The organism is Anaerostipes rhamnosivorans (assembly GCF_005280655.1).
GTDB classification, from domain to species: domain Bacteria; phylum Bacillota; class Clostridia; order Lachnospirales; family Lachnospiraceae; genus Anaerostipes; species Anaerostipes rhamnosivorans.
Genome location: NZ_CP040058.1, coordinates 1,048,919 through 1,071,038 on the forward strand (window position 1 = coordinate 1,048,919; position 22,120 = coordinate 1,071,038).

Here is a 22,120-nt window from a genome sequence, read left to right on the forward strand (position 1 = left end):
CTAATTATATATTATTTAAGGGGGAAACCAATGAGCAGACATTTACCAGTAGATGTAAGAGTACCAATCGACTGTGACAATCCATCTATTATGAGACAGGAAGAAAAGTGCATTCAATGCGGCCAATGCAGGAATATTTGTAAAGATTACATATCTGTGCTGGGAACGTATTCACTTTCCCAGACCGGGGACCGGGCAGTCTGTATCAACTGTGGACAGTGTGCCAACGTCTGTCCAGTGGAGAGCATCACAGAGACCTATGAATACCAGGAGATCAAGGAGGCTGTCAAGGATCCGGAGAAGATCGTGGTCGTCAGTACATCGCCTTCTGTCCGGGCAGCTCTGGGCGAAGAATTCGGCATGGAGGATGGTGCTTTTGTCCAGGGGAAAATGGTAGCGCTTCTGCGCGCACTGGGGGCTGACTATGTGCTGGATACCAATTTCAGTGCAGACTTGACCATTATGGAAGAAGCAAGCGAACTGATTGAAAGGATTACAGAGGGAACAAAGCCGCTGCCTCAGTTCACCAGCTGCTGTCCTGCCTGGGTAAAGTTTGCCGAGATATATTATCCAGAGCTTATAGACCATATTTCTACGGCCAAAAGTCCCATCGGTATGCAGGGTCCTACAATCAAGACATATTTCGCCAAAATGATGGGGATCGATCCAGAGAAGATCGTAAATGTAGCACTGACCCCGTGTACTGCAAAGAAATTTGAGATCCGCAGGGAAGAGATGAAGGACGCAGGAGGATACCTTGGAAAACAGGACATGAGGGATATGGACCATGTGATCACTACAAGAGAGGCTGCCCTGTGGGCTAAAGAAGAAGCTATTGATTTTCTGAGCCTCGAAGATTCAGATTTTGATAAATTCATGGGAGAAGGCTCCGGTGCAGGCGTGATTTTCGGAAACTCAGGGGGAGTCATGGAAGCTGCACTGAGGACTGCATATAAGTTCATCACAAAGAAAAAATCACCGGAATTGCTCTATGATCTGAAGTCTGTCCGGGGAATGGAAGGTGTCAAGGAGGCAAGTCTTGATATTGACGGGCTCACTGTCAATGTGGCAGTCGTATACGGTACAGCCAATGTAAGAAAGATGATTGAGAAGGTAAAGGCATCGGATAAACAGTATCATTTTATTGAAGTGATGACCTGTCCGGGAGGCTGCATCGGCGGCGGAGGACAGCCGAAGGATAAAGAATTCAAAGGTGAAATCATACAGGAAAAAAGAATCGAAAGCTTATATAATAGAGACAGCGGCATGAAGATAAGGGCCAGCCATGAGAACAAACAGATCAAAAAATTGTATGAAGAATTTTACGGAGAGCCGCTCAGTGAACTGGCGGAGCAGATGCTTCATACGATGTATCACGATAGGAGTGAGGAACTTGGAGAATCAAAAAACCTGGAGTCTGCCGAAGAAACCGTGGCTGAAAAAACTTATGTGTGCAGTGTATGCGGATATGTGCACCGGGGAGAGGAAGCTCCTGGGGAATGTCCGGTCTGTCATGTGGGGGCTGATAAGTTTCTTTTGCAGGAGAATGAAAAGACATGGGCGGCAGAACATGAGGTCGGGGCTGCCAAAGGTACGCCTGACGATATCATAGCTGATCTGCGCGCAAACTTTGAAGGAGAATGTAGGGAAGCAGGGATGTATTTCGCTATGGCTAGAAATGCCCACAGGGAAGGTTATCCAGAGATCGGACGATATTACGAAAAGGCAGCCAGGGAAGAGGCAGATCATGCAGCTAAGTTTGCCGAGCTTTTAGGAGAAGTTGTTTCTGATTCTACAGAAACGAACTTGAAAATGCGTGTGGATGCAGAGTATGGAGCTGCGGAAGGAAAAACGGAGCTTGCCGCATGTGCCAAAGCAGAAGGGCTTGATGCCATTCATGATACAGTCCACGAAATGGCGAGGGATGAAGCCAGACATGGGAAAGCTTTTGAAGGATATTTAGATAGGTATTTTAGTTTATAAGATACGGGGTGCCCTTTTGGGTATGTTAATTCAATATAGTACAAAGAAAGTGCATTGGTGGGATCCGATGCACTTTTTTGTACTACATAGAACATGTCCACATTGCCCCTGGTCATCATGTTATATTTTTTATAGAGATCATGATCTAAGAAAGAGGAGCTGAAGTTTGACGTATATTATCATTGGCTTTATAAAGGTGAAAAACCAGGGGGTAAGGGATATGAATATTTGGGAAAACACAGTATTGACAGATCAAGGAAAGGCATTACAGGCTAAGCTTTTAGAGGGTGAGTCATTAAAGATCAGAAGGGTGGCTACAGGTTCAAAAAAAGTACCAGTAGTTGATCTGAGGCAGCAGACAAGTGTCACTGAGGGAGGATATGATATTACACTTCAGCCAGCCAGAACAGAAGGAGACACTGCAATTCTTCCAGTTTTGCTGGAAAATAGGGGAATGAAAGAAAGTTATGAATTATGGCAGGTAGGATTTTATGCAGCAGATCCAAAGGAAGGGGAGATCCTGTTTTGTATTGCACAGGCATCACAATCTAAAAACATCCCTTCGGAAGCGGAAAGTCCTGGTTTTTCTATTACGTGGGATTTCTATTTCAATACATCGAATACTGTACCATTTGAAGTGAAACTAGAATCAGCGGGGTTGGTAAATATAGAATCGTATGAGATTCATACAAAAGCAATCAGCAATGTGAACGACAGAGTTGACCATTTAAATGTGGATTTAGGAAATATAAATAAAAAGATAGATTCAATAAATGATGGCGGTGTCTTTGCAGGAGATGCAAATACACTGAAAAACAATGGTGTATTTGTCTATAGGACGTTTACTGGATGCACTAATTGTGAGCCTAACAGTGTACTCATTTCTGCATTTACAGCTAATGGAGACGTAGGTATGCAAATTCAGGCTGACTCAGGCTATAATTTTAAAACTCGAAGATCCTGGTATGGAAATTGGTCACCCTGGAAATAGGAATTTAATTAACTACCAGTATACTATTACATAAATGAATTCTTACAGGGTATATCATTATAAATCCAGAAAATATCAAGACTAATAAATAATGAAAATTAACTATGCTTACTAGCCTTTGTCTTTTTTTACTACTTTTTCAACAGAATATGTAATTCCCATTTCTTGACACGGTTTGTATATTAGAATACAATATCCAAGAGAACTATTTATGAAAGATGGAGGATACATATGAAAACCTTACAAAAAATCAGCAGAGTGCTGTCCAGTAAAACATCTGTTTTTGTTATTTTAGTAGCTATTGCAGCATTTTTTGTCCCGGATATTTTCTCATGGGTTCAGGGAAATAATCAGAGTCTTGTTCTGGGAGTTATCATGTTTACGATGGGGTTGACACTGACAACAGAGGACTTCAAAGTATTGGCAAAACGCCCGTTGGACATTTTTATAGGAGCAGCAGCACAGTACCTGATCATGCCATTCCTGGCTTATGGAATCTCAACAATCCTGCGGTTACCAAATGAAATTGCCATTGGACTGATCCTTGTAGGATGTTGTCCGGGAGGGGTTTCATCCAACATTATGTCATATTTATGCCATGGGGATGTTCCGTTCTCCGTTGGTATGACCACGGCATCTACACTTTTATCACCGATTATGACACCTATGATGGTGCTCTTTTTAGCGGGGGCGAGAATAGAGGTCAATGCAGCTTCGATGTTCATGTCCATTGTAAAATCTGTGCTGCTTCCGGTCTTACTCGGGTTTATCCTGAATACCTTATTTGGAAAAAAGAAAGCATTTAAAGAAGCGCAGCTGGTGATGCCTGGGATTTCGGTGATCGGCCTTGCTCTTATTGTCGGAGGTGTTATCGCGCTTCAGGGAGCAAACTTCTTTAAATCTGGCGCTGTGATCTTTGTGGCAGTACTGCTTCACAACGGTCTAGGATATGCACTTGGTTATGCAGTCGGTAAATTGACTGGAATGAACACGGCAAAGAAACGTACAATCTCTATTGAGGTTGGCATGCAGAATGCAGGTCTTGCAACGAATCTTGCAACAGCTCACTTTGCGGCAGCACCTCAGGCGGCTATGGCTAGCGCTGTTTCCTGTGTATGGCATTCAATCTCAGGAACGATACTGGCCGGAATTTATCTTCAGAGAGATCAGAAACAAGAAGAGAAGATAGAACAAAAAGCTGCGGCAGAAGCAGAATCATAACATAATAAATTATTTGAGCTTGTTCAGAAGTTTTATGACAGAGAGATTGGACAAGCTCTTTTTCTATTCCGTTCGTAATACAGACAAGTGTGGAAAGAAATCATTTGACGCCTGTGATATCAGGTTCTATAATAACAAGGATACTAATAATGAGAAAACTCACGATAAGAAGGGAATTCATCATGGAACATTCTTTTCATTATATGCTGATGGTCAACCAGTCCATTTTTCATAAAAAGCTGTTTGACTATCTCAAGCCCTCAGACCTTACCTTGGGACAGCCGAAAGTACTGGACTATCTAAAAGACTTTGACGGTATGACACAAAAGGACATTGCAAAAGCATGTCAGATAGAACCTACGTCCGCAGCTAAAGTACTTCAAGGGATGGAAGAAAAGGGAATGATTGAGCGCAGGATGCTCAATGGCAACCGAAGATCACTGCATGTTTTTCTCACGGAAAAGGGGAGAAAACTTCAGAAGGAGGTAGAAGATGCGTTTCAGGCGCTGGAGAGGGAGGCGTTCCGGGGAATGGAAAGAGAAGAGATCAGCCGTTTTATGGAATCCTTTTTTACAATATATGAAAATCTTCAGCGTATGGGTGGGCAAAAAGATAAGTAGAGAACGGGGGACATTGGTATATGGAGAAATGTAAGAGGTACAGTTTATTTTTGATCGGATTATTTATCAGTTCTTTTGGAGTCAGCCTGATCACAAAGGCAGATCTGGGAACATCACCAATCTCATCCATACCATACGTGATGAGTCTTGGATACAGATTTACTTTGGGGCAGTTTACCATTGTATTAAGCCTGTTTTTGATCATGCTGCAGATGATTATACTGAAAAAAAGGTTTAAAAAAGAGGACCTTCTTCAGATACCGGTATCGGTATTGTTTGGATATTTCATTGACTTTACAATGCTGTTGATCCAGAACTTCCAGCCAGAAGCTTATATAGTAAAACTTGCGGCGTTGCTGGCCGGATGCCTGGTGCTTGGTTTTGGCGTGTATATAGAAGTGCTGGCCAATGTGGTTATGCTGCCCGGAGAATCCTTTGTCAGAGCAGTCTCGTCCACATGGAACACAGACTTTGGGATGACCAAGGTCTGCTTTGACGCGGCTATGACTGTTTTTGCCGGGGCGATGTCATTTGTTCTATTCCACAATCTGCATGGAGTCAGGGAAGGTACAATCGTGGCAGCGCTGGCCGTTGGGATCATTGCGAAATTCTTTGGCAGAATCTTGGATTTTGTTGAACCGAAGCTATTTAATGTATGACATTTTCTACATGATTTCCGTTCGGCTCTTAGAATGCCTCACTCCAATCATGTAGAAAATGGACGTAATGTCTGCTGGAGAAGGGCTTCTGTCAAAAAGGAGCCACTTTTCGAAAGTTATTCACCACTATTGGAGGAGCGCATTTCAAAAGCGCGACGGAAATAGTGGTAAATAACTCATAATTTCGCCTCCTCTATGATGGGGGAAATACTGTCCCGGTCTACAAAATCTGCGACAGCCCCATAAGTATCGAGGATTCCGTTGTCCTCCTCCGTCCGTTCTTCCGGCTTTTTCTTCAAGAGCATTTTTTTCATCATCCACATCATGAGCCGATGCTTTGGCTTCAGAAGATCATAATTCATTCTGCCCCGCAGATGGTAGAAGGAGATCAGCTGCTTTAATTCTGCTGAGAAAACAGAATCTAATGAGGATAAAATATGTTCTACATTTTTGGGATCCTTTGGATCGGCAACGCCGCATGTGAAGACAAAGACTTTTTTGTCCCGTATCAATTCCGGATGCTTGGAGATCAGTGAGATACCGCTGACACCTCCGGCATAGAGACCGCCTCCGTAGATCAGTAGATCATATGGCTTAAGGACTGATGCGTCCAGGTTTTTGTTTTCATATAAGTCAGCGGAAAGAGATTCAGCGATCCAATGGGCGTATTCTTTTGTTGATCCATAGACAGAAGAGTATATTACGGCAGTTTTTTTCATAGGTCACATTCCTCCATATTGTTTATCATGGTATTCAGAGTTTCAAGTGCAGTGTGAAGCTGGGACTCAGATATATCCTTAAATAATTGATCCAAAAATTGAGTTTCCTTAGAGGCATAAGCCAGCTGCAGTTCTTTGAACTTTTCGGTAAGGTGGATCCGGCTTTTTCTCCGGTCAGAAGCGTCAGATTCTATTTTTACATAGCCTTTCTGCTGGAGCTTAAGGGCAATCTGTTTTACATTTTGATGGGAGCTGCCCATTAGAGACGATAGTTCATTAAAAGTGGGGGCCTCTTCAAATGTAGAAAGGGCAGCCAGAAGGAACCATTGTTTTGTGGTAATTTCTTCATAAAAGCGGTCACCGATGGACTGCAGTTTATTGTTAACAGCAAATAAAGTTCCAAACAACAGATGTCTGCTATCATAATTTTTAAGTTTCATAGATACTTACACCTCCTATATGTAATATATTACATAATTATGATTTCGTCAACAGCAGTCCTTGTGAAAATAGAGCTCTTTGTATTTACAGTTGCACAATTTGTCAAATCGTCTTACAATAAAGTCAAGAATGAGGAAAGGCAGGATACACGATGCCAAAAAAAATAACAATGGCTGATGTGGCCGAGATGGCGGGAGTAACAAAAAGTACAGTTTCCCGTTTTTTTAATGGGGGATATGTCAAAAAGTCTACGAGGGATAAGATTCAAAAGGTGATCGAGCAGTACAATTATGTACCGAATACATTTGCGAGGCTGAAAGCCAAAGAGAGCAGTGTGATCGGCGTGGTTGTCCCTACTTTGAATTCAAAGGTTACAAGCCGTGTCATTACAAGCATTGACCGTTATCTGAGAGAGAGAGGATACACCACATTGATCAAGAATTCTGATCATGATATCGACCTGGAGCTTCAGAATATCCAGAAGCTGATTCATTTGAATGTGGACGGGATACTGATCAGTTCAATCGCCATGACCAAGGACCATAAGAAGATTTTTGAGGAGACTCAGATTCCCGTGGTGGTACTGGCCCAGGATTATGAGGAAGGGATCTCTATTATTGACGATGACTATAACGCTGGAAAATATGTCGGTGAATATATTGGAAAGACCGGCCATAAGAAAGTGGGATATATCGGCGTCTACGAAACCGATGTGGCAGTAGGACTGCACAGGAAAGATGGAGTTCTGGACGGTTTAAAGGCCTACGGGATTGTGGAACCGGTTCTGGCGAAAAGCGATTACAGCTTTATCGGAGGACAGAAGTGCACAAGGGAGATCCTTGAGGAAGAAAAGGTGGATGCCATTATCTGTGCCACGGACCGTCTGGCATTCGGAGCCTACAAAGTTCTGCAGGAGAAGGGCTTAAGGATACCGGAGGATGTATCGGTTGTGGGGTTCGGCGGATATGATGAGAGCAGTCTGCTGACTCCGGAGCTCACGACCTTAAAGTTTGATTCCTATGGTATGGGATACCTGGGAGCGGAGACGATTCTTAAGATGTTAAAAGGGGAACCGGTTTCCAAGAAACAGATCGTAGAATATGAATTCATACAGGGGAACAGCGTAAAACTTGAGGATTTAAAGGATTATAACAAGGGATAACTCCCGTTTTTGTGTAAGGCTCCTAAAAAGGGGCCTTTTATTTTGTGCAATTTTTTGTGGAACCGATACCGCAAAGGTGTTGACGAACAGAGAAAAAAGTCCTATAATTCAATTATGGAACCGATACCGGAAATTTAAGAAGGAGGATAAGGAAAACTATGGATTATGCAAAGATTGCAAGCCAGGTCATCGCCAATGTGGGCGGTAAAGAAAATATTAAATCTGTGGCACACTGTGCGACCAGGCTTCGTTTTCAGCTGAAGAATAATGATTTGAGGAATGAGGATGCCATCAGTGACCTAGAGGGGGTTAAGGGAGTGTTTTTGACACAGTCCCAGTTCCAGATCATCTTTGGTTCCGGACTAGTGAATTTGGTCTGTGATGAAGTACAGAAACAGATTGGGGATGTACCTTCCACAGCCGGCGAGGAGGAAAAAGAAGAGAAACAGGGATCAGTGATACAGCGTTTTGTAAAGATGCTGAGTGATATTTTCGTTCCGATCATCCCGGCCATTGTAGCAGGCGGTCTGTTGATGGGGCTTAACAACATTTTAACAGCAGGATTGTTTGACGGAAGATCAATCATTGAATTATATCCACAGTGGAAGGGTCTTACAGATGCAGTCAATACATTTGCAAATGCACCGTTTACGTTCCTGCCGGTGCTGATCGGATTCAGTGCCACTAAGAAGTTTGGCGGCAATCCGTTCTTAGGTGCGGCCATGGGTATGATCATGGTTCATCCGGACCTTTTAAATGCTTATCAGATCGGGATTGGACAGGCGCCGGTATGGGATATCTTTGGATTCCACATCCAGGCCATCGGCTACCAGGGAACGGTACTCCCTGTATTAGCAGTCTCCTGGATCCTGGCACAGATTGAAAAAAGACTTCATAAAGTGACGCCTACCTGGCTTGACAATCTTACAACACCATTGTTATCTATCATTGTTACGGCATTTTTGACCTTCATCTGCGTAGGACCGGTATTAAGAGAAGCAGGAAACTTATTGGCAGACGGTATCACATGGGTATACAACACACTTGGGGCAGCCGGCGGCGGGCTTTTCGGATTGGTCTATGCGCCGATCACTATGACTGGTCTTCATCACAGCTTTATCGCCATTGAAACACAGCTGCTGGCAGCTAAGGCAGTCACCGGCGGAAGCTTTATCTTTACAACAGCAAGTATGAACAACGTGGCACAGGGAGCGGCAGTTTTGGCAGTTTTGTTCCTCACAAAAGACCAGAAAATGAAATCTATCTGTTCTGCATCAGGCGTCTCAGCATTGCTGGGAATTACAGAACCAGCCATGTTCGGTGTGACACTGAAATTAAAATATCCTTTCTATGCGGCCATCATCGGGTCTGCTGTGGGAAGTGCATATGCGGCGGCAACAAAAACACTGGCACAGGCACTTGGGGCAGCGGGGCTTCCTGGATTTATCTCCATGAACCCGGATCACTTCCTTCACTTTGGTATCGGATTGGTCCTCTCTATGGCAGTATCAGCAGGGCTTACCGTGGTCTTCTGGAAGAAATACAATCTTGGAGGTACACCAGATACTGTAAAACCGGCACCACAAGTTGAGCAAAAACCAGAAGCTATTGAGACAAAACAGCCAGAAGTGAAAGAAACCGTGCTTTATTCTCCGATGAAGGGGGAGGTGCTTCCGATCACAGAGTCAGAGGATCCGGCCTTTGCTTCCAAAGCCATGGGAGACGGAATCGCCGTGAATCCTTCTGAGGGGACCGTATATGCTCCATGTGACGGCACAGTTACGATGATATTTCCGACAAAGCACGCAGTTGCCATACAGGCCGAGACTGGAAACAGCTTTCTGATCCATGCGGGTATTGATACGGTGAAAATGGAAGGGGAAGGCTTCGAGACCTTCGTGGAAGCCGGAACAAAGCTAAAACAGGGAGACAAGATCCTTACATTTGATATGGACCTGGTGAAAGAAAAAGGCTATAGTACCCAGACTATGATGATGTTAGCGGAGGGCGACGGCCAGGTGGAAGTCATCTCAAAGACAGATGCAGATACAAACACACAGGTAATGATTGTTAGATAAGAGGGAAATCATGTTTAAGAAGTATAATAAAGTATTGAAAGAAGACTATGAAAAGTGGTATGCTGAACATGAAAACGACAGAGAAGCAGTAGCAAAAGATCCGATGAGGCTTAAGTTTCATCTGATGCCGAAAACGGGATGGCTCAACGATCCCAACGGACTGTGCCAGTTTTGCGGGACTTACCATATCTATTATCAGTACACCCCGTTTGAACCTACTGGAGAACTAAAGCTTTGGGGACATTATACGACGAAAGATTTTGTTTCCTTTGTAGATGAAGGACCGGTCCTGTTCCCGGATTCGGAGTTTGACGCCCACGGCGTCTACTCCGGTTCCGCCTTTGTAAAAGGGGACACCATTCATTACTTCTACACCGGGAATCTAAAGTATTTTGACAGGGATGATTATGATTACATCAATTCAGGAAGAGGCAGCAACACTATTCATGTAACCAGCAAGGACGGGTATCAGTTTTCTAAAAAGGAACTTTTGATGACAACCGATGACTATCCCCAAGATATGAGCTGCCACGTGCGTGATCCCAAGATCATTCAGAAGGGTGACGATTATTATATGGTTCAGGGAGCCAGGGATAAAAACAGCCAGGGGCTGATTCTTATGTTCCACTCCAAGGACCTAACCCATTGGGAGTACTTTGACAGGATCGTTCCGAAGGAGCCATTTGGTTACATGTGGGAATGTCCTGACCTGTTTGAACTGGACGGACAGATGATGCTGGTTACCTGCCCTCAGGGGGTAGAGGCGGAAGGGATCAACTATCAGAATGTCCATCAGTGTACAGCCATAAGGATCAAATATGATTTTGAAAACAAGTCATATGAGATCAGCGGGAATGATGAATTCCAGCAGTTGGACAGGGGATTTGATTTCTATGCGCCGCAGACGTTTGAGGACGAACAGGGCAGAAGGATCCTGATCGGATGGATGGGAATTCCGGATGCCCAGTATACCAACCCTACCACGGAGCGGGGATGGCAGCATGCACTGACGATTCCAAGAGAACTGCATATGAAGAATGGAAGGCTCATTCAGCAGCCAATCCGTGAGATTGAGAAGCTGAGAAAGGGCGAATTGGTTTGTTCATTCTCTGATAAAGGCAGGATGGAAAGTAATCTGAAGCTCTATGAGGCTGAATTCCATTTTACTGAATGCACCGATGCGGTTCTGACATTAAAGAAGGGTGTTACCTTATCCTACAGAGACGGACTGCTGACACTTGATCTGGGTGACTGCGGAGCCGGAAGGACAACCAGAAGCGTTAGGATCGGGGAACTGAGAGACTTAAGGATTTTTGCGGATACGACTTCTCTAGAGATTTTTGTAAACGGCGGTGAGGAAGTTTTCACCACCAGAGTATACAGCAGCCAGGGCGAGCTGAGCATAGATGGTGACTGTGCAGGAACCATGAAGATCTACTGCCTGCGGCCTTTAGAGATAGGAGAAAAAGAATGAGCAGAAAATTATGCGGAATCGGGGAAGCACTGATTGACTTTATACCCGAAGTCAAAGGACAGAGATTAAAGGATGTGCCGTCATTTACCAGAGTGGCTGGAGGGGCTCCTGCCAATGTCGTGGGAGCGGTGACCAAACTTGGGATTCCATCCAAGTTTTTGACCAAGCTGGGAGATGACCCGTTCGGCGATTACATTGTTGAGGTGCTTGATCAGGCAGGGATTGACACCAGCCAGATTAAAAGAGATAAAGAAGCGGAGACAGCACTGGCTTTTGTTTCTCTTGCATCAGACGGAAACAGGGATTTTAAGTTTTACCGTAAGAACAGCGCGGATCTGCGTTATAGTGTGTACGATATTGAACAGGATGTTCTGGATGACTGCGGAATGATCCATTTCTGCAGTGTTGACCTAGTAAAATCCCCAATGAAAGAGGCACATAAAAAATTGATTGATATGGCCAACGGAAAAGATGTGCTCGTCTCATTTGATCCGAACCTCCGGTTTTCCCTGTGGGATGACTTGCAGGAATTAAAGGAGACGGTCAATGAATTTCTGCCGTTTGCAGATATCATTAAGATTTCAGATGAAGAGCTAGAGTTCATCACAGGACATACGGACATAAAAGAAGCGGTCTCTGACCTGCTGAACGGAAGAACCAAGTATGTTATTTATACAAAAGGAAAAGACGGCGCAGAGATTTATACTAAAAATGGAATGACAGAAGCACCGGGATATACGATTGAAGTGAGAGATACTACCGGGGCTGGTGATTCTTTTATCGGAGCATTTTTATACCAGCTTCTGAGAGATGATGTCACGGACTTGGAAGCTGTGGATTTTGATACATTAAGGAGTTACTTGGATTTTGCAAATGCATATGCAGCCTACACGACCACGAAAGAGGGAGCATTGGCGGCTATGGCTACGGCAGAAGAACTGGAAGCGTTCAGAAACAGCCTATAAGAATATAAGTTAGAATCAAAATAAAAAGCCATTTAAGACTGCTGGGTGCAGGATTAAATGGTTTTTTCTTATATATAAAGAAAAGTTGTGTTTGTATGTAAAGTCAAGACTTGTAACAATTTTATAAGTATTTATAATTGTAGATAGGAAGGGGGATTTTAGGTATAATAACAAAATTTTTAGGACAATACGAAAGAAAAGAGGTAGAACATGAAAGGAAATAAACGAAGAATATTCAAATTGGCCACAGCATTTTTGCTGGTGTTGTCTTTTGGTATTACATCAATCACTGCAGGAACAGAGCAGGTATATGCTGCAAAGATTAAAATCTCAAGTAAAAAGATAACATTGATTAAGGGGCAGAGCAAAACATTAAAGGTAAAAGGTACAAAGAAAAGGCCCAAATGGTCCAGCAGTAAAAAGTCTGTTGCTTCTGTTTCGAAAAAGGGAAAAATAACTGCCAAGAAAAAAGGAACTGCTACGATCACAGCAAAAATCGGCAGAAAGAAATATAAATGCAAAGTAAAGGTTGAGACTCCCAAATTAAATAAAAGTTCTATATCAATCAGTGAGGATACCTATTATCAGCTCAAAGTGTCTGGAAATACACAGAAAGTCAAATGGAGTTCAAGCAACAAAAGCATTGTAACTGTAAACGGCAAAGGATATATCTATGGCAAGAAGACAGGAACTGTATCTATAACAGCAAAGATTTCTTCTAAGAAATTTAAATGCAAAGTTACAGTGAAGCAGGAATCTCCAAAGTTTGCTGTACAATTTGTACATACAGACGATGGGGCAAATACACGGGTAGTAGGAATCAATATTAACAACCGGTCCAGGACAGGAATCTTTGTAAATGAATTAGGATATGTAACAAATCCTAGATACAGCAGTTTGGATCAGTATGTTTATTTATGTGATCCTGATGAAGATGGTGTGTCTTTTCTGGAATACTACAGGGTAGATCCTGGAGAGACTGTATTGCTGCCATTTGTTGAGCTTGCTTTTGGATCGTTTTATGCGGATGATGATTCCATCTTTTTCTTTAACTTTGATTTTAGAGGAAGAACTTATATCTCCTATGTAGATGTATATGGAAATGCTGTATATGAGTTAATGGATTAAGATTTTTAATAAAGATATATTTTAGGTTAGGCCATGGTTCGTAAAAGAACCATGGCCTTTTTATGTCATAGGAAATTCCTACGGAATCTCCTATGACATAAAAAACGCTCTGCGAGGATGCACACAGAATGCGTAAGGAAATCATTTGACTACGTCAAATTGCATTTGGCGCGCAAAGCGGAGCAAGTCCCTCATGATTGAGGGATTTAGGGAGTTGACGCTGACTTGTCCGCTTTGTTCAATAATAACTTAATTACCTCTTGACACATTATACTATGTAATATATAGTATAATGCATAAGGAGGCGATAGATTGAATGCACAGTTAAAAAAAGGCTTTTTAGAGTTTTGTATTTTAGCAGCACTCTGTAAGGACGATTCTTATGGATACCAGATCATTAAAGATGTATCGGGATGTATTAAGATCTCAGAATCTACACTATATCCTATCCTGAAACGGCTGGAAAACAACGAATATCTGGATACTTACACGGTGGAGCATAACAGCAGGCTGAGAAAGTATTATAGGATCACAGAAAAGGGAAGAGACCATACAAGAGAATTTTTAGATGAGTGGGAGCAGATTACAGGTATATATAAGTTTGTGAAAGGAGCGGTGGAGAATGAGTAAAGGAGAGTTTTTACAGAGCCTAGAGCGGCTTTTAAAAAGTCTTAGCAAAAGTGAGAGGGAAAAATCTCTTTCTTATTACAGCGAGATCATCGATGATTATATGGAGGACGGCTATTCAGAGGAAGACGCAGTGGAACAAGTCGGCAATCCGGGAGTGATCGCACAGGAGATCTTAGAGGAACAGGAAGGCAAGGAGGGGAGACAATTGTCCGGCGGAATGAAAGGGTTGATCGCTGTTCTGCTGGTCCTTGGGTTTCCACTTTGGGGATCTCTGATGCTGGCAGGGGTATGCCTTTTATTGGCAGCGGCTTTGATGGTAGTATCGGTATATATTGTTATCTGGTGTATTCCGGTGTGCACAGGGGCCTTCTCCGTGTCAGGTCTGGTGCTTTCGGTAGTCAGTATGGGAGGCGCAGCCATTATAGTATTCCAGAACCCAGCGGCAGGAGTCATACAGCTTGGAGTCGGAATGGTATCCGCGGGAATCTTTGTTTTGTTTGGTCTGCTGACCTGGATTTTAGGAAAGATTTTTGTGGGAGTCACTGCCAGGTTCAGCCGATGGCTGGCTGGTATTATTATCAGGAAAAGAGGTGAGAAAGCATGAGTATCAGCAGTTTTAAGAAAAAGTGTATGTTGTTGGGAGCGGCCTTTTTGATTGTTGGAATGATCCTGGTCGGCGCTGGCTGGGGAATGGCAGATTTTCAGCGGGAAAACCTGAAAGAACAAGGACAGCCAAAATGGTACCAGACGATTCATGTTGGAGAGCACAGTACATGGGTAGGGATCAAACTAAAGAAAGGGGTCTACATGCTCACATTCGGAGGAAGCGAGCCAGACTGATTTGTAATATATCTAACATAGTTTTGTTACAAAAATCTCCTTTGATTTTGATATAATAATCAAATAGACAAGTCAACAGGAGGAATGGTTATGAAGAAAAGATGGAAACAGCTGATAGGAATTCTGCTCTCTGCTGTGATAGCGGCAGGCAGTTTTGGGATTCCGGTTTCAGCAAAGGATAGGACAGATTTAACAGATCTGCTGAAAGTAAACGGAGAAAAGATTCTCAAAGCGGGAAAGAAGGTCTCAGGGAAAAACCAGCCGGAGATCCATGTTAAGAGATACCGCAGTTTATCCGAGATCCCGGATAAGGATGGATATGCATATAATTCATCATGGCAGGGAAAGACAGTTAAAATATATGCAGAACAGGCAGGAGTCTTAATGATCGCAGGAGAATCTGATGACGATGGCGAAGTATTTGGAACCTTGTATGATGCCTCCGGAAAAGAGGTAAGGGAATACCAGAAGGAAGGCGCTTTGATAAAGTCCGTTCCAGCCGGAACCGTATACTCACTGAGACTTCCTAATAAATGTAAGAGTTTTACTGTGGAAGCGATCTTGACAATGGATCATGTCAAAACCATGAAGTCAGATGATTTATATTTACAGACGGGTAGTGGAAGCTATTTCTATCATGAATTTACAGTGAAAAAAAGGGCTATGGTAATACAGCCTTCTCTTCCTCTGAGTGGTCAGGGATTATCGTATAATATACAAAAGAAGACAAAATCCGGATGGAAGAAACTTTCAAAGGTTAAAACAGCTGCAGTTTCCAATGAAAAAGTCTTGGTTCAATCCATTTATGGACTTTCTAAGGGCAGCTATAGAGTTGCTGTAAAAATAAAGTCAGGTCAACCGTATATGGTCGGTTATTCTCCAACGCCGATTCCGAAAAAGTACAGGACGAGAAAGTCCAAAGCGAAGAAGATCACGCTGGATTCCCAGATGATCGATCTATATACGGATACAGAAAAAGCTTCCCGGTGGTATCGCGTGAACAGAAAGACTGCGAAGAAGAAACGTTATATCGAGACAGCTGTATTTATGAATTCCGGCAAAGTAAAGATTACGATCTACAAAAAAGGCAGCAAAAAGCCGCTTAAGACCTATAAGCTGTCAGGTCAAAAGGAAAAGAAATACCGCCTGAAAAACGGGGCAGGTACCTACTACATTAAAATATCCAAGATCGGAAAGAATACAAATGGTGTCTATTCTATAGGTTATGAATAAATTCAAAAGGAGACGACTATTGTGGAATTTCAATATGAAGAACATCGGATTTTCGCTGAAGATGAAAAGGGAAAGACGATAGCAGAAATTACATTTCCTGAAGTTTCAAAAGATACAGCTTTGATTGACCATACATTTGTGGACAATTCTCTCAGAGGACAGGGAGTTGCCGGAAAGCTTGTGGAAGCGGCGGCAGAACAGCTCGGCGAAAAGGGGATAAAAGTAATTCCAACTTGTTCTTATGCAGTCAGCTGGTTTCAAAAGCACCCGGAATATCAAAATCTTCTGAAAACAAAATAATACAAAGAGTGGCAAGCAAACTTAAAGTCTGCTTGTCATTTCTCCATTTCTGGTTTAAGATCATTTCAGAAGGAGATTGACGTCATGAATGCAAAAAAGATATTTGACCAGATAGAAAAGGAACAGCAGGAAGAAAAAGAACGGCAGACCAGGATAGAAGGCGAGTCTTTTAGTATTCTGTTCACGCTGGCAGTAGGCCTGTTGATCGTGATCTGGAATATCGCTCACGGAATACCCACAGGGGATATCTTCGCAATGTTTTGGACAACTGCATTTGGCTGTGCGGCCTACGGTTATTTAAAAGACAGAAGGAGAAAGTCTCAGTTATGCATCGCCGCAGTATCCCTGGCTTTGATCATTTATAATTTGATCCGGTATTTTGCGGGCATCTAAGGCAGGAAGGAGGTAGGTGTATGGGAATCTGGATGAAAAAGCACTGACAGCAGGGCTTTTACTTATATGAATTTTATCTTGTTTTAAGGCCCTGGATGTCTGACTGGAACGGTGAAAAATCAGCAGATCAGGAGGGCAGAGATGTCATATTTTAATTATCATTCAAAGAAAATTTATTATACAGAGACGGGAAAAGGAATACCGGTTTTACTTCTGCACGGAAATACGGCTTCGTCCAAGATGTTTGAGCCGCTGCTTCCGCTTTATACGGAACATTTCAAAGTAATCCGGATGGATTTTCTCGGAAACGGAAGGTCAGAACGGATTGGCCGGTTCCCAGCAGATGTATGGATCCAGGAGGGAAAGCAGATCATTGCGTTGCTGAGACATCTGAACTATGAAAAGGTTCATTTGGTTGGAACCAGCGGCGGAGCGTGGGCTGCAGTCAATGCAGCCCTGGATTGTCCGGAGCTGATCGGAAAGGTTATTGCGGACAGCTTTGACGGAAGGACACTTCACTTGGGTTTTGCTGAAAATCTCAGAAAGGAACGCGCGGAGGCGAAGCAGAATGAGGAGGCAGCACAGTTCTATGAATGGTGTCAGGGAGAGGACTGGGAAATGGTCGTTGATCTGGATACGGAATGTCTGCTTTGGTGCGCCGGTGAAAACCGGCCTTTGTTTCACAAGCCATTAAGCTCTTTGGCGGTTCCCATAATGTTCATGGGAAGCAGAGAAGATGAGATGGTGAGGGAAGACCTTGAAGAGGAATATGAGCAGATGGCAGAGCAGATCAAACAATCCCGGATCATTTTGTTTAACAAAGGGGGCCATCCCGCCATTGCGTCCAATGCTGTTCAGGCGGCAGAGCAGATTCGCAGATTTTTTTTGGAGATATAATTCAGCTTTACAAAATACACATATGAATAAAAAAGACATGAGATTCTGTGAAATATACAGGGGCTCATGTCTCTTTTTATATTTAAAATACCTTGTGATCGGACAGTTAAATTATGGAAGTACAAATTGTATTGACTTTTGTACAAAACTGTTATATCATAAGGATGAACAAAGTAACAGTATATGTTCAAATGAACAAAAGGGAGTGATGACATGGATATGCAGAGAAGAACCATGACACTGATTAGCAAGTTATATTATGAGGAAAACATGACCCAGCAGCAGATCGCAAAGCAGACAGGGTTGTCCAGAATGAAGGTCTCCAGGATTCTTCAGAAAGCCAAAGAGGAAGAGGTTGTAAGGATTATCATAGATTACTCCGGCGTCTATCCGGAGCTTGAACAGGATGTCAAGAAAAAGTATGAATTAAAGGATGTGGTGGTCATAGACACATCCATCGGGAATTCTTCAAAAGAACAGGTAGCGTCCGCGGCAGCTTACTATCTGGAGAGACATCTGGAAGGCGGGGTGACAGTCGCTGTGGGATGGGGCTCCACCATGAGGCTGATCCCGGATTATGTCCAGAAAATGAATCATCCGGATCTATTGTTTTCCCCTATCATCGGAGGACACGGACAGAGCGAACTGGATATGCACGCGACAACCATTGCATCGACTTTGGCGAAAAAAGCCGGAGGCAGATCATTGTCACTGATCGCTCCCGCTCTTGTGAACAGCAAAGAAGAAAAAGAGTTTTTAATCAACGACGAGCAGGTAAAGAAGGTGATTGAAAAGACATCCCAGGCAGAATATGCAGTGTTCAGTCTCGGTAATCCATTGGCCAAGGACAGCAGTATCAGCAAATCCGGCTACATATCTGAACAGGACCTTAAGCAGCTGGGAAAAGAAGACGCGATCTGTGATGTGGTCTCTGTTGTATTCTTGGACAAGGACAGTGAAATCTGCTGTGAGAATATCACAGAACGCTGTATCGGTATTACTGAGAAACAGCTGAAACAGATACCAAATAAGATCTGTGTCGTCGAGAGTGAAGAAAAATATGCCTCTGTAAAGTCAGCTTTGGAGGCAGGGTACATTGATATTCTGATCACAGACCAGAATACTGCACAGTACCTGAGTAAATGATTTTTAGGACTGGTATCCAGTTTTAAAAATAAAGAAGAAAAGAGAAAGGAGGTAGAAGGATGAAGGAATATCATATTTTGATCGCCTGCGGAAGCGGTATTGCCACCAGCACAGTGATTGCCAACCGGGTCAAGAACTTGTGCGAGGACAATGGATTCGCTGTTAAAGTACAGCAGGTAAAGATCGTGGAGGTTGAAAAAATGGCTCCTGAATATGACTTGATCGTTGCCAGCACAAGAGTTCCGGATACGGTAACCACACCGTCAGTGTTTGCAATCAATTATCTGACAGGAATCAAACCGGAAGCAGTGGATGAGCAGATCTTGGATGTCTTGAAGAAGCTCAAAGAATAAGGCAAATGTATGGAGGTATGGTATGGAATATGTAACTATGGCGGAAGGTCTTGAGTTTTCCAGAGTCGTTCTTGGCTTCTGGAGGCTCCTGGACTGGAACCTTTCCACGGATGAGCTGATCCGTTATATGGAGGAATGTCTGGATCTGGGGATCACAACTATGGATCACGCGGATATTTACGGAGACTACACAGTGGAAGAAAAGTTCGGGGAGGCCATCAAAAAGAGACCGGATCTGAGAGAGAAGATGCAGATCATATCAAAATGTGGCATTGTCTATAAATCAGAGACTGCACGTGTCAAGTATTATAACTATGGCACTGAGTACATTATCGGACAGGTTGAGAAGTCACTGAAATATATGGGGACCGATCACCTGGATACATTGCTTCTGCACCGGCCGAGCCCGTTTATGGATCCGGAGGAGATTAGCAGAGCATTTGAAATATTGTTAAAAGAGGGAAAAGTGAGAACCTTTGGGGTTTCCAACTTTCTGCCTGACGAGTTCCGCCTGTTGAAATCTTATCTCACAGTGCCTTTAATCACAAATCAGATCGAACTTTCCCCACTCCGAATGGAAAACATGGAAAATGGAGTGATGAACCTGTGCATGGAGGAGAGGATCCATCCGATGCTCTGGTCACCGCTTGCGGGAGGAAGAATCTTTACAGGAGAAGGAGAGGAAGAGGTAAGGCTTCGTAAGGTGCTGGAAATCATCCGGGAGGAGATCGGTGCAGAGGATATAGACGAAGTTGCTTTTGCATGGCTGTTCTCGCATCCGGCGAAGCCAATCCCGATCACAGGATCAGGGGAGATCGGCTTGGCCGAAAGACCGGTTAAAGCGTTGAAATACAAGCTTACGCCAGAACAGTGGTTCATGGTCTGGACCGCAGTCAAGGGCCACAAGGTACCATAAACGATTGAAAGGTACAACGGGAGGAATTGTATGGAAATATTGAATTTTATATTAGGATTAGGTTCCACGGTCATGCTGCCCATCATTATCTTCGTATTCGGGCTGATCATGAGGGCAGGATTCTCAAAATCATTTAAATCCGGAGTAACGATCGGAATCGGATTTACCGGGATCAATCTGGTCATCACACTTCTGACAGACCAGCTGGGACCGGTGGCCCAGGCTATGACCCAACGGCTGGGGCTGGATTTACAGGTCATTGATATCGGATGGCCCGCCATGTCATCTATTTCCTGGGCCTGGGCGGCTGCAGGATTGATGATACCAATTGGACTTGTCATCAACTTTGCCATGCTGACCCTGAAACTTACAAAGACGATGAACGTGGATATTTGGAACTATTGGCAGTTTGCATTTGTCGGGTATGCAGTGACGACGGTGAGTGGAAGCCTTCCCATGGGAATTGTAGCAGCCAGCGCACTTTCCATTCTTGCATTGATACTGGCAGATTACACCCAGCCGTATGTGGAGAAGTTTTTCGGAATGCCGGGCATCTCTTTTCCGCATTTGACAGCACTGGGATTTCTGCCGCTGGTGGTGCCTCTAAACTGGCTGATCGATAAGATTCCGGGCCTGAATAAGCTGAATGCCAACCCGGAGACCATCCGGAAACGTTTTGGTATCTTTGGAGAGCCAATGTCCATGGGACTGATCATCGGTCTTGCGCTTGGCCTCCTAGGGGGACAGAAAATTGATGCGATCTTACAGCTTGCAATCACGATGGCGGCGGTCATGTATCTGATGCCGAAAATGGTTGCAATCCTGATGGAAGGGCTGATCCCCATTTCAGAAGCGGCCAGGGAGTTTATGGCAAAGCATTTTGGGGACAGGGAGATCTTCATCGGACTGGATGCCGCAGTGTCACTGGGAGAGCCGTCTGTTATCGCTGTGGGACTTTTGTTAGTGCCGATCACCATATTTTTGGCGATCATCCTGCCTGGCAATAAGCTGCTGCCATTTGCGGATCTGGCGGTCATCCCGTTCATCGTGTGCCTGATCACAGCCATGTCCAAGGGAAATGTTATCCGGGCGCTGATCGTGGGAACTGTGGTTATGGCCTGTGTGCTGCTCATGGCTACCAACCTTGCACCTATTGAAACCCAGATGGCACTGACCGCAGGAATCAAAATGCCGGCAGGAGCTTCCCAGATCGGAAATCTGGACCGGGCAAACTTGATATCGTGGCTGTTCGTCAAGATATTCTCACTATTTGGCTAAACACACACATTTTATAATAAAAGGAGAAAAAGATTATGGAAATGACAAAACAAGAATTATTGAGCAAAGTAGACCACTCTCTGTTAAAGCCGCAGCTGACAAGAGAAGAGATCATGGAAGGGCTTTTGTTTGCAAAAGACAATCATTGTGCGTCTGTGTGCATCAACCCATGCAATCTGGACATGGCGAGAGAAGTGCTGGAGGGTACAGATGTCAAGATCGGAACAGTCATCGGATTCCCATCCGGAGCACATACCACTTTTTCAAAAGTAGCGGAAGCTGTGGACGCTTATGCTAGAGGAGCAGTGGAACTGGATATGGTCATTGACATCGGAGCTCTGAGGAACGGCGAGTACGAGGATGTGAAAAAAGATATTGAGGCAGTGGTAAACGCTACCCCGGGTATCGTCAAAGTGATCCTGGAAACCGCATTTCTCACAAAAGAAGAAATCAAAAAAGGCTGTGAGCTGTCAGAAGAAGCCGGAGCCGCTTATGTGAAAACATCTACAGGATTTGCACCGTCTGGAGCCACAGCGGAAGATATTAAGCTTATGAGAGAGACCGTGTCTGAGAAGGTTCATGTAAAAGCCGCAGGAGGGATCAACAATTTGGCAGATTGTATCGCGATGATCGAGGCGGGATCTGACCGGATCGGTATCAGCAAGACCAAATCCATCCTGGAAGAATTCTAAG

At 43.8% G+C, this 22,120-nt stretch carries 24 protein-coding genes; 22 read left to right on the forward strand and 2 right to left on the reverse strand.

The window, feature by feature from the left end; translation table 11 throughout:
- The first annotated feature begins 30 nt into the window (after positions 1-30).
- The 5 genes from AR1Y2_RS05115 to AR1Y2_RS05135 all read left to right on the forward strand — a co-directional run bounded on the left by AR1Y2_RS05115 (position 31) and on the right by AR1Y2_RS05135 (position 5,474).
- Positions 31-1,983 (forward strand): [FeFe] hydrogenase, group A, encoded by a 1,953-nt coding sequence (locus AR1Y2_RS05115; RefSeq protein ID WP_137328002.1) that lies wholly within the window; start codon positions 31-33, stop codon positions 1,981-1,983.
- 220 nt (positions 1,984-2,203) lie between these two features.
- On the forward strand, positions 2,204-2,974 hold the full coding sequence (locus AR1Y2_RS17720; protein ID WP_243118860.1) for a hypothetical protein: 771 nt from the start codon (positions 2,204-2,206) through the stop codon (positions 2,972-2,974).
- A gap of 231 nt (positions 2,975-3,205) precedes the next feature.
- A complete protein-coding gene (locus AR1Y2_RS05125; RefSeq protein WP_137328003.1) occupies positions 3,206-4,195 on the forward strand; it encodes a bile acid:sodium symporter family protein in 990 nt (329 codons plus the stop codon).
- A 182-nt stretch (positions 4,196-4,377) separates the two neighbouring features.
- Positions 4,378-4,815: a MarR family winged helix-turn-helix transcriptional regulator gene (locus AR1Y2_RS05130; protein ID WP_137328004.1), complete on the forward strand. Its 438-nt coding sequence runs from the start codon at positions 4,378-4,380 to the stop codon at positions 4,813-4,815.
- A 20-nt stretch (positions 4,816-4,835) separates the two neighbouring features.
- A complete protein-coding gene (locus AR1Y2_RS05135; protein WP_137328005.1) occupies positions 4,836-5,474 on the forward strand; it encodes a YczE/YyaS/YitT family protein in 639 nt (212 codons plus the stop codon).
- 176 nt (positions 5,475-5,650) lie between these two features.
- Here AR1Y2_RS05135 and AR1Y2_RS05140 read toward each other — a convergent pair whose 3' ends face one another.
- Together AR1Y2_RS05140 and AR1Y2_RS05145 are read right to left on the reverse strand one after the other, a co-directional pair.
- On the reverse strand, positions 5,651-6,193 hold the full coding sequence (locus tag AR1Y2_RS05140; protein WP_137328006.1) for a flavodoxin domain-containing protein: 543 nt from the start codon (positions 6,191-6,193) through the stop codon (positions 5,651-5,653).
- The gene (locus tag AR1Y2_RS05145) at positions 6,190-6,633 is read right to left on the reverse strand and encodes a MarR family winged helix-turn-helix transcriptional regulator (protein ID WP_137328007.1); all 444 of its coding nucleotides are present in this window, start codon (positions 6,631-6,633) and stop codon (positions 6,190-6,192) included. The genes AR1Y2_RS05140 and AR1Y2_RS05145 overlap by 4 nt, the downstream gene beginning before the upstream one ends.
- A gap of 152 nt (positions 6,634-6,785) precedes the next feature.
- Between AR1Y2_RS05145 and AR1Y2_RS05150 the strand changes: the two genes are divergently transcribed.
- The 17 genes from AR1Y2_RS05150 to deoC all read left to right on the forward strand — a co-directional run bounded on the left by AR1Y2_RS05150 (position 6,786) and on the right by deoC (position 22,119).
- Entirely contained in the window at positions 6,786-7,796 is a 1,011-nt protein-coding gene (locus AR1Y2_RS05150; protein ID WP_137328008.1) for a LacI family DNA-binding transcriptional regulator, read from the forward strand.
- Between the two features lie 158 nt (positions 7,797-7,954).
- Positions 7,955-9,874, forward strand: a complete 1,920-nt coding sequence (locus tag AR1Y2_RS05155) for a sucrose-specific PTS transporter subunit IIBC (protein ID WP_137328009.1) — start codon at positions 7,955-7,957, stop codon at positions 9,872-9,874.
- A gap of 10 nt (positions 9,875-9,884) precedes the next feature.
- Complete coding sequence (locus tag AR1Y2_RS05160; RefSeq protein ID WP_137328010.1) at positions 9,885-11,348, forward strand: glycoside hydrolase family 32 protein; 1,464 nt, start codon at positions 9,885-9,887, stop codon at positions 11,346-11,348.
- Positions 11,345-12,313: a carbohydrate kinase family protein gene (locus AR1Y2_RS05165; protein WP_137328011.1), complete on the forward strand. Its 969-nt coding sequence runs from the start codon at positions 11,345-11,347 to the stop codon at positions 12,311-12,313. Before AR1Y2_RS05160 ends, AR1Y2_RS05165 begins: the two co-directional genes overlap by 4 nt.
- A 210-nt stretch (positions 12,314-12,523) precedes the next feature.
- Entirely contained in the window at positions 12,524-13,441 is a 918-nt protein-coding gene (locus AR1Y2_RS05170) for an Ig-like domain-containing protein (RefSeq protein WP_137328012.1), read from the forward strand.
- Between the two features lie 312 nt (positions 13,442-13,753).
- Complete coding sequence (locus AR1Y2_RS05175) at positions 13,754-14,071, forward strand: PadR family transcriptional regulator (RefSeq protein ID WP_137328013.1); 318 nt, start codon at positions 13,754-13,756, stop codon at positions 14,069-14,071.
- Positions 14,064-14,675, forward strand: a complete 612-nt coding sequence (locus AR1Y2_RS05180; RefSeq protein WP_137328014.1) for a DUF1700 domain-containing protein — start codon at positions 14,064-14,066, stop codon at positions 14,673-14,675. The genes AR1Y2_RS05175 and AR1Y2_RS05180 overlap by 8 nt, the downstream gene beginning before the upstream one ends.
- On the forward strand, positions 14,672-14,911 hold the full coding sequence (locus tag AR1Y2_RS05185) for a hypothetical protein (protein ID WP_137328015.1): 240 nt from the start codon (positions 14,672-14,674) through the stop codon (positions 14,909-14,911). The genes AR1Y2_RS05180 and AR1Y2_RS05185 overlap by 4 nt, the downstream gene beginning before the upstream one ends.
- Positions 14,912-15,001: 90 nt before the next feature.
- The gene (locus AR1Y2_RS05190; RefSeq protein WP_243118861.1) at positions 15,002-16,144 is read left to right on the forward strand and encodes a hypothetical protein; all 1,143 of its coding nucleotides are present in this window, start codon (positions 15,002-15,004) and stop codon (positions 16,142-16,144) included.
- 21 nt (positions 16,145-16,165) lie between these two features.
- Positions 16,166-16,444: a GNAT family N-acetyltransferase gene (locus AR1Y2_RS05195; protein WP_137328017.1), complete on the forward strand. Its 279-nt coding sequence runs from the start codon at positions 16,166-16,168 to the stop codon at positions 16,442-16,444.
- An 84-nt stretch (positions 16,445-16,528) separates the two neighbouring features.
- The gene (locus AR1Y2_RS05200; protein WP_137328018.1) at positions 16,529-16,837 is read left to right on the forward strand and encodes a DUF6442 family protein; all 309 of its coding nucleotides are present in this window, start codon (positions 16,529-16,531) and stop codon (positions 16,835-16,837) included.
- Positions 16,838-16,978: 141 nt separating this feature from the next.
- Positions 16,979-17,734, forward strand: coding sequence for an alpha/beta fold hydrolase (locus AR1Y2_RS05205; RefSeq protein ID WP_137328019.1), 756 nt, complete (start codon positions 16,979-16,981; stop codon positions 17,732-17,734).
- A 213-nt stretch (positions 17,735-17,947) separates the two neighbouring features.
- Entirely contained in the window at positions 17,948-18,880 is a 933-nt protein-coding gene (locus AR1Y2_RS05210; protein WP_137328020.1) for a sugar-binding transcriptional regulator, read from the forward strand.
- A 59-nt stretch (positions 18,881-18,939) separates the two neighbouring features.
- Positions 18,940-19,233 (forward strand): PTS sugar transporter subunit IIB, encoded by a 294-nt coding sequence (locus AR1Y2_RS05215; RefSeq protein WP_137328021.1) that lies wholly within the window; start codon positions 18,940-18,942, stop codon positions 19,231-19,233.
- A gap of 22 nt (positions 19,234-19,255) precedes the next feature.
- Positions 19,256-20,149 carry an aldo/keto reductase gene (locus AR1Y2_RS05220; RefSeq protein WP_137328022.1) on the forward strand — a complete coding sequence of 298 codons (894 nt, stop codon included), beginning with the start codon at positions 19,256-19,258 and terminating at the stop codon, positions 20,147-20,149.
- Between the two features lie 30 nt (positions 20,150-20,179).
- Positions 20,180-21,427, forward strand: coding sequence for a PTS galactitol transporter subunit IIC (locus tag AR1Y2_RS05225; protein ID WP_137328023.1), 1,248 nt, complete (start codon positions 20,180-20,182; stop codon positions 21,425-21,427).
- 35 nt (positions 21,428-21,462) lie between these two features.
- Positions 21,463-22,119: a deoxyribose-phosphate aldolase gene (gene deoC / locus AR1Y2_RS05230; protein ID WP_137328024.1), complete on the forward strand. Its 657-nt coding sequence runs from the start codon at positions 21,463-21,465 to the stop codon at positions 22,117-22,119.
- Position 22,120 lies beyond the last annotated feature (1 nt).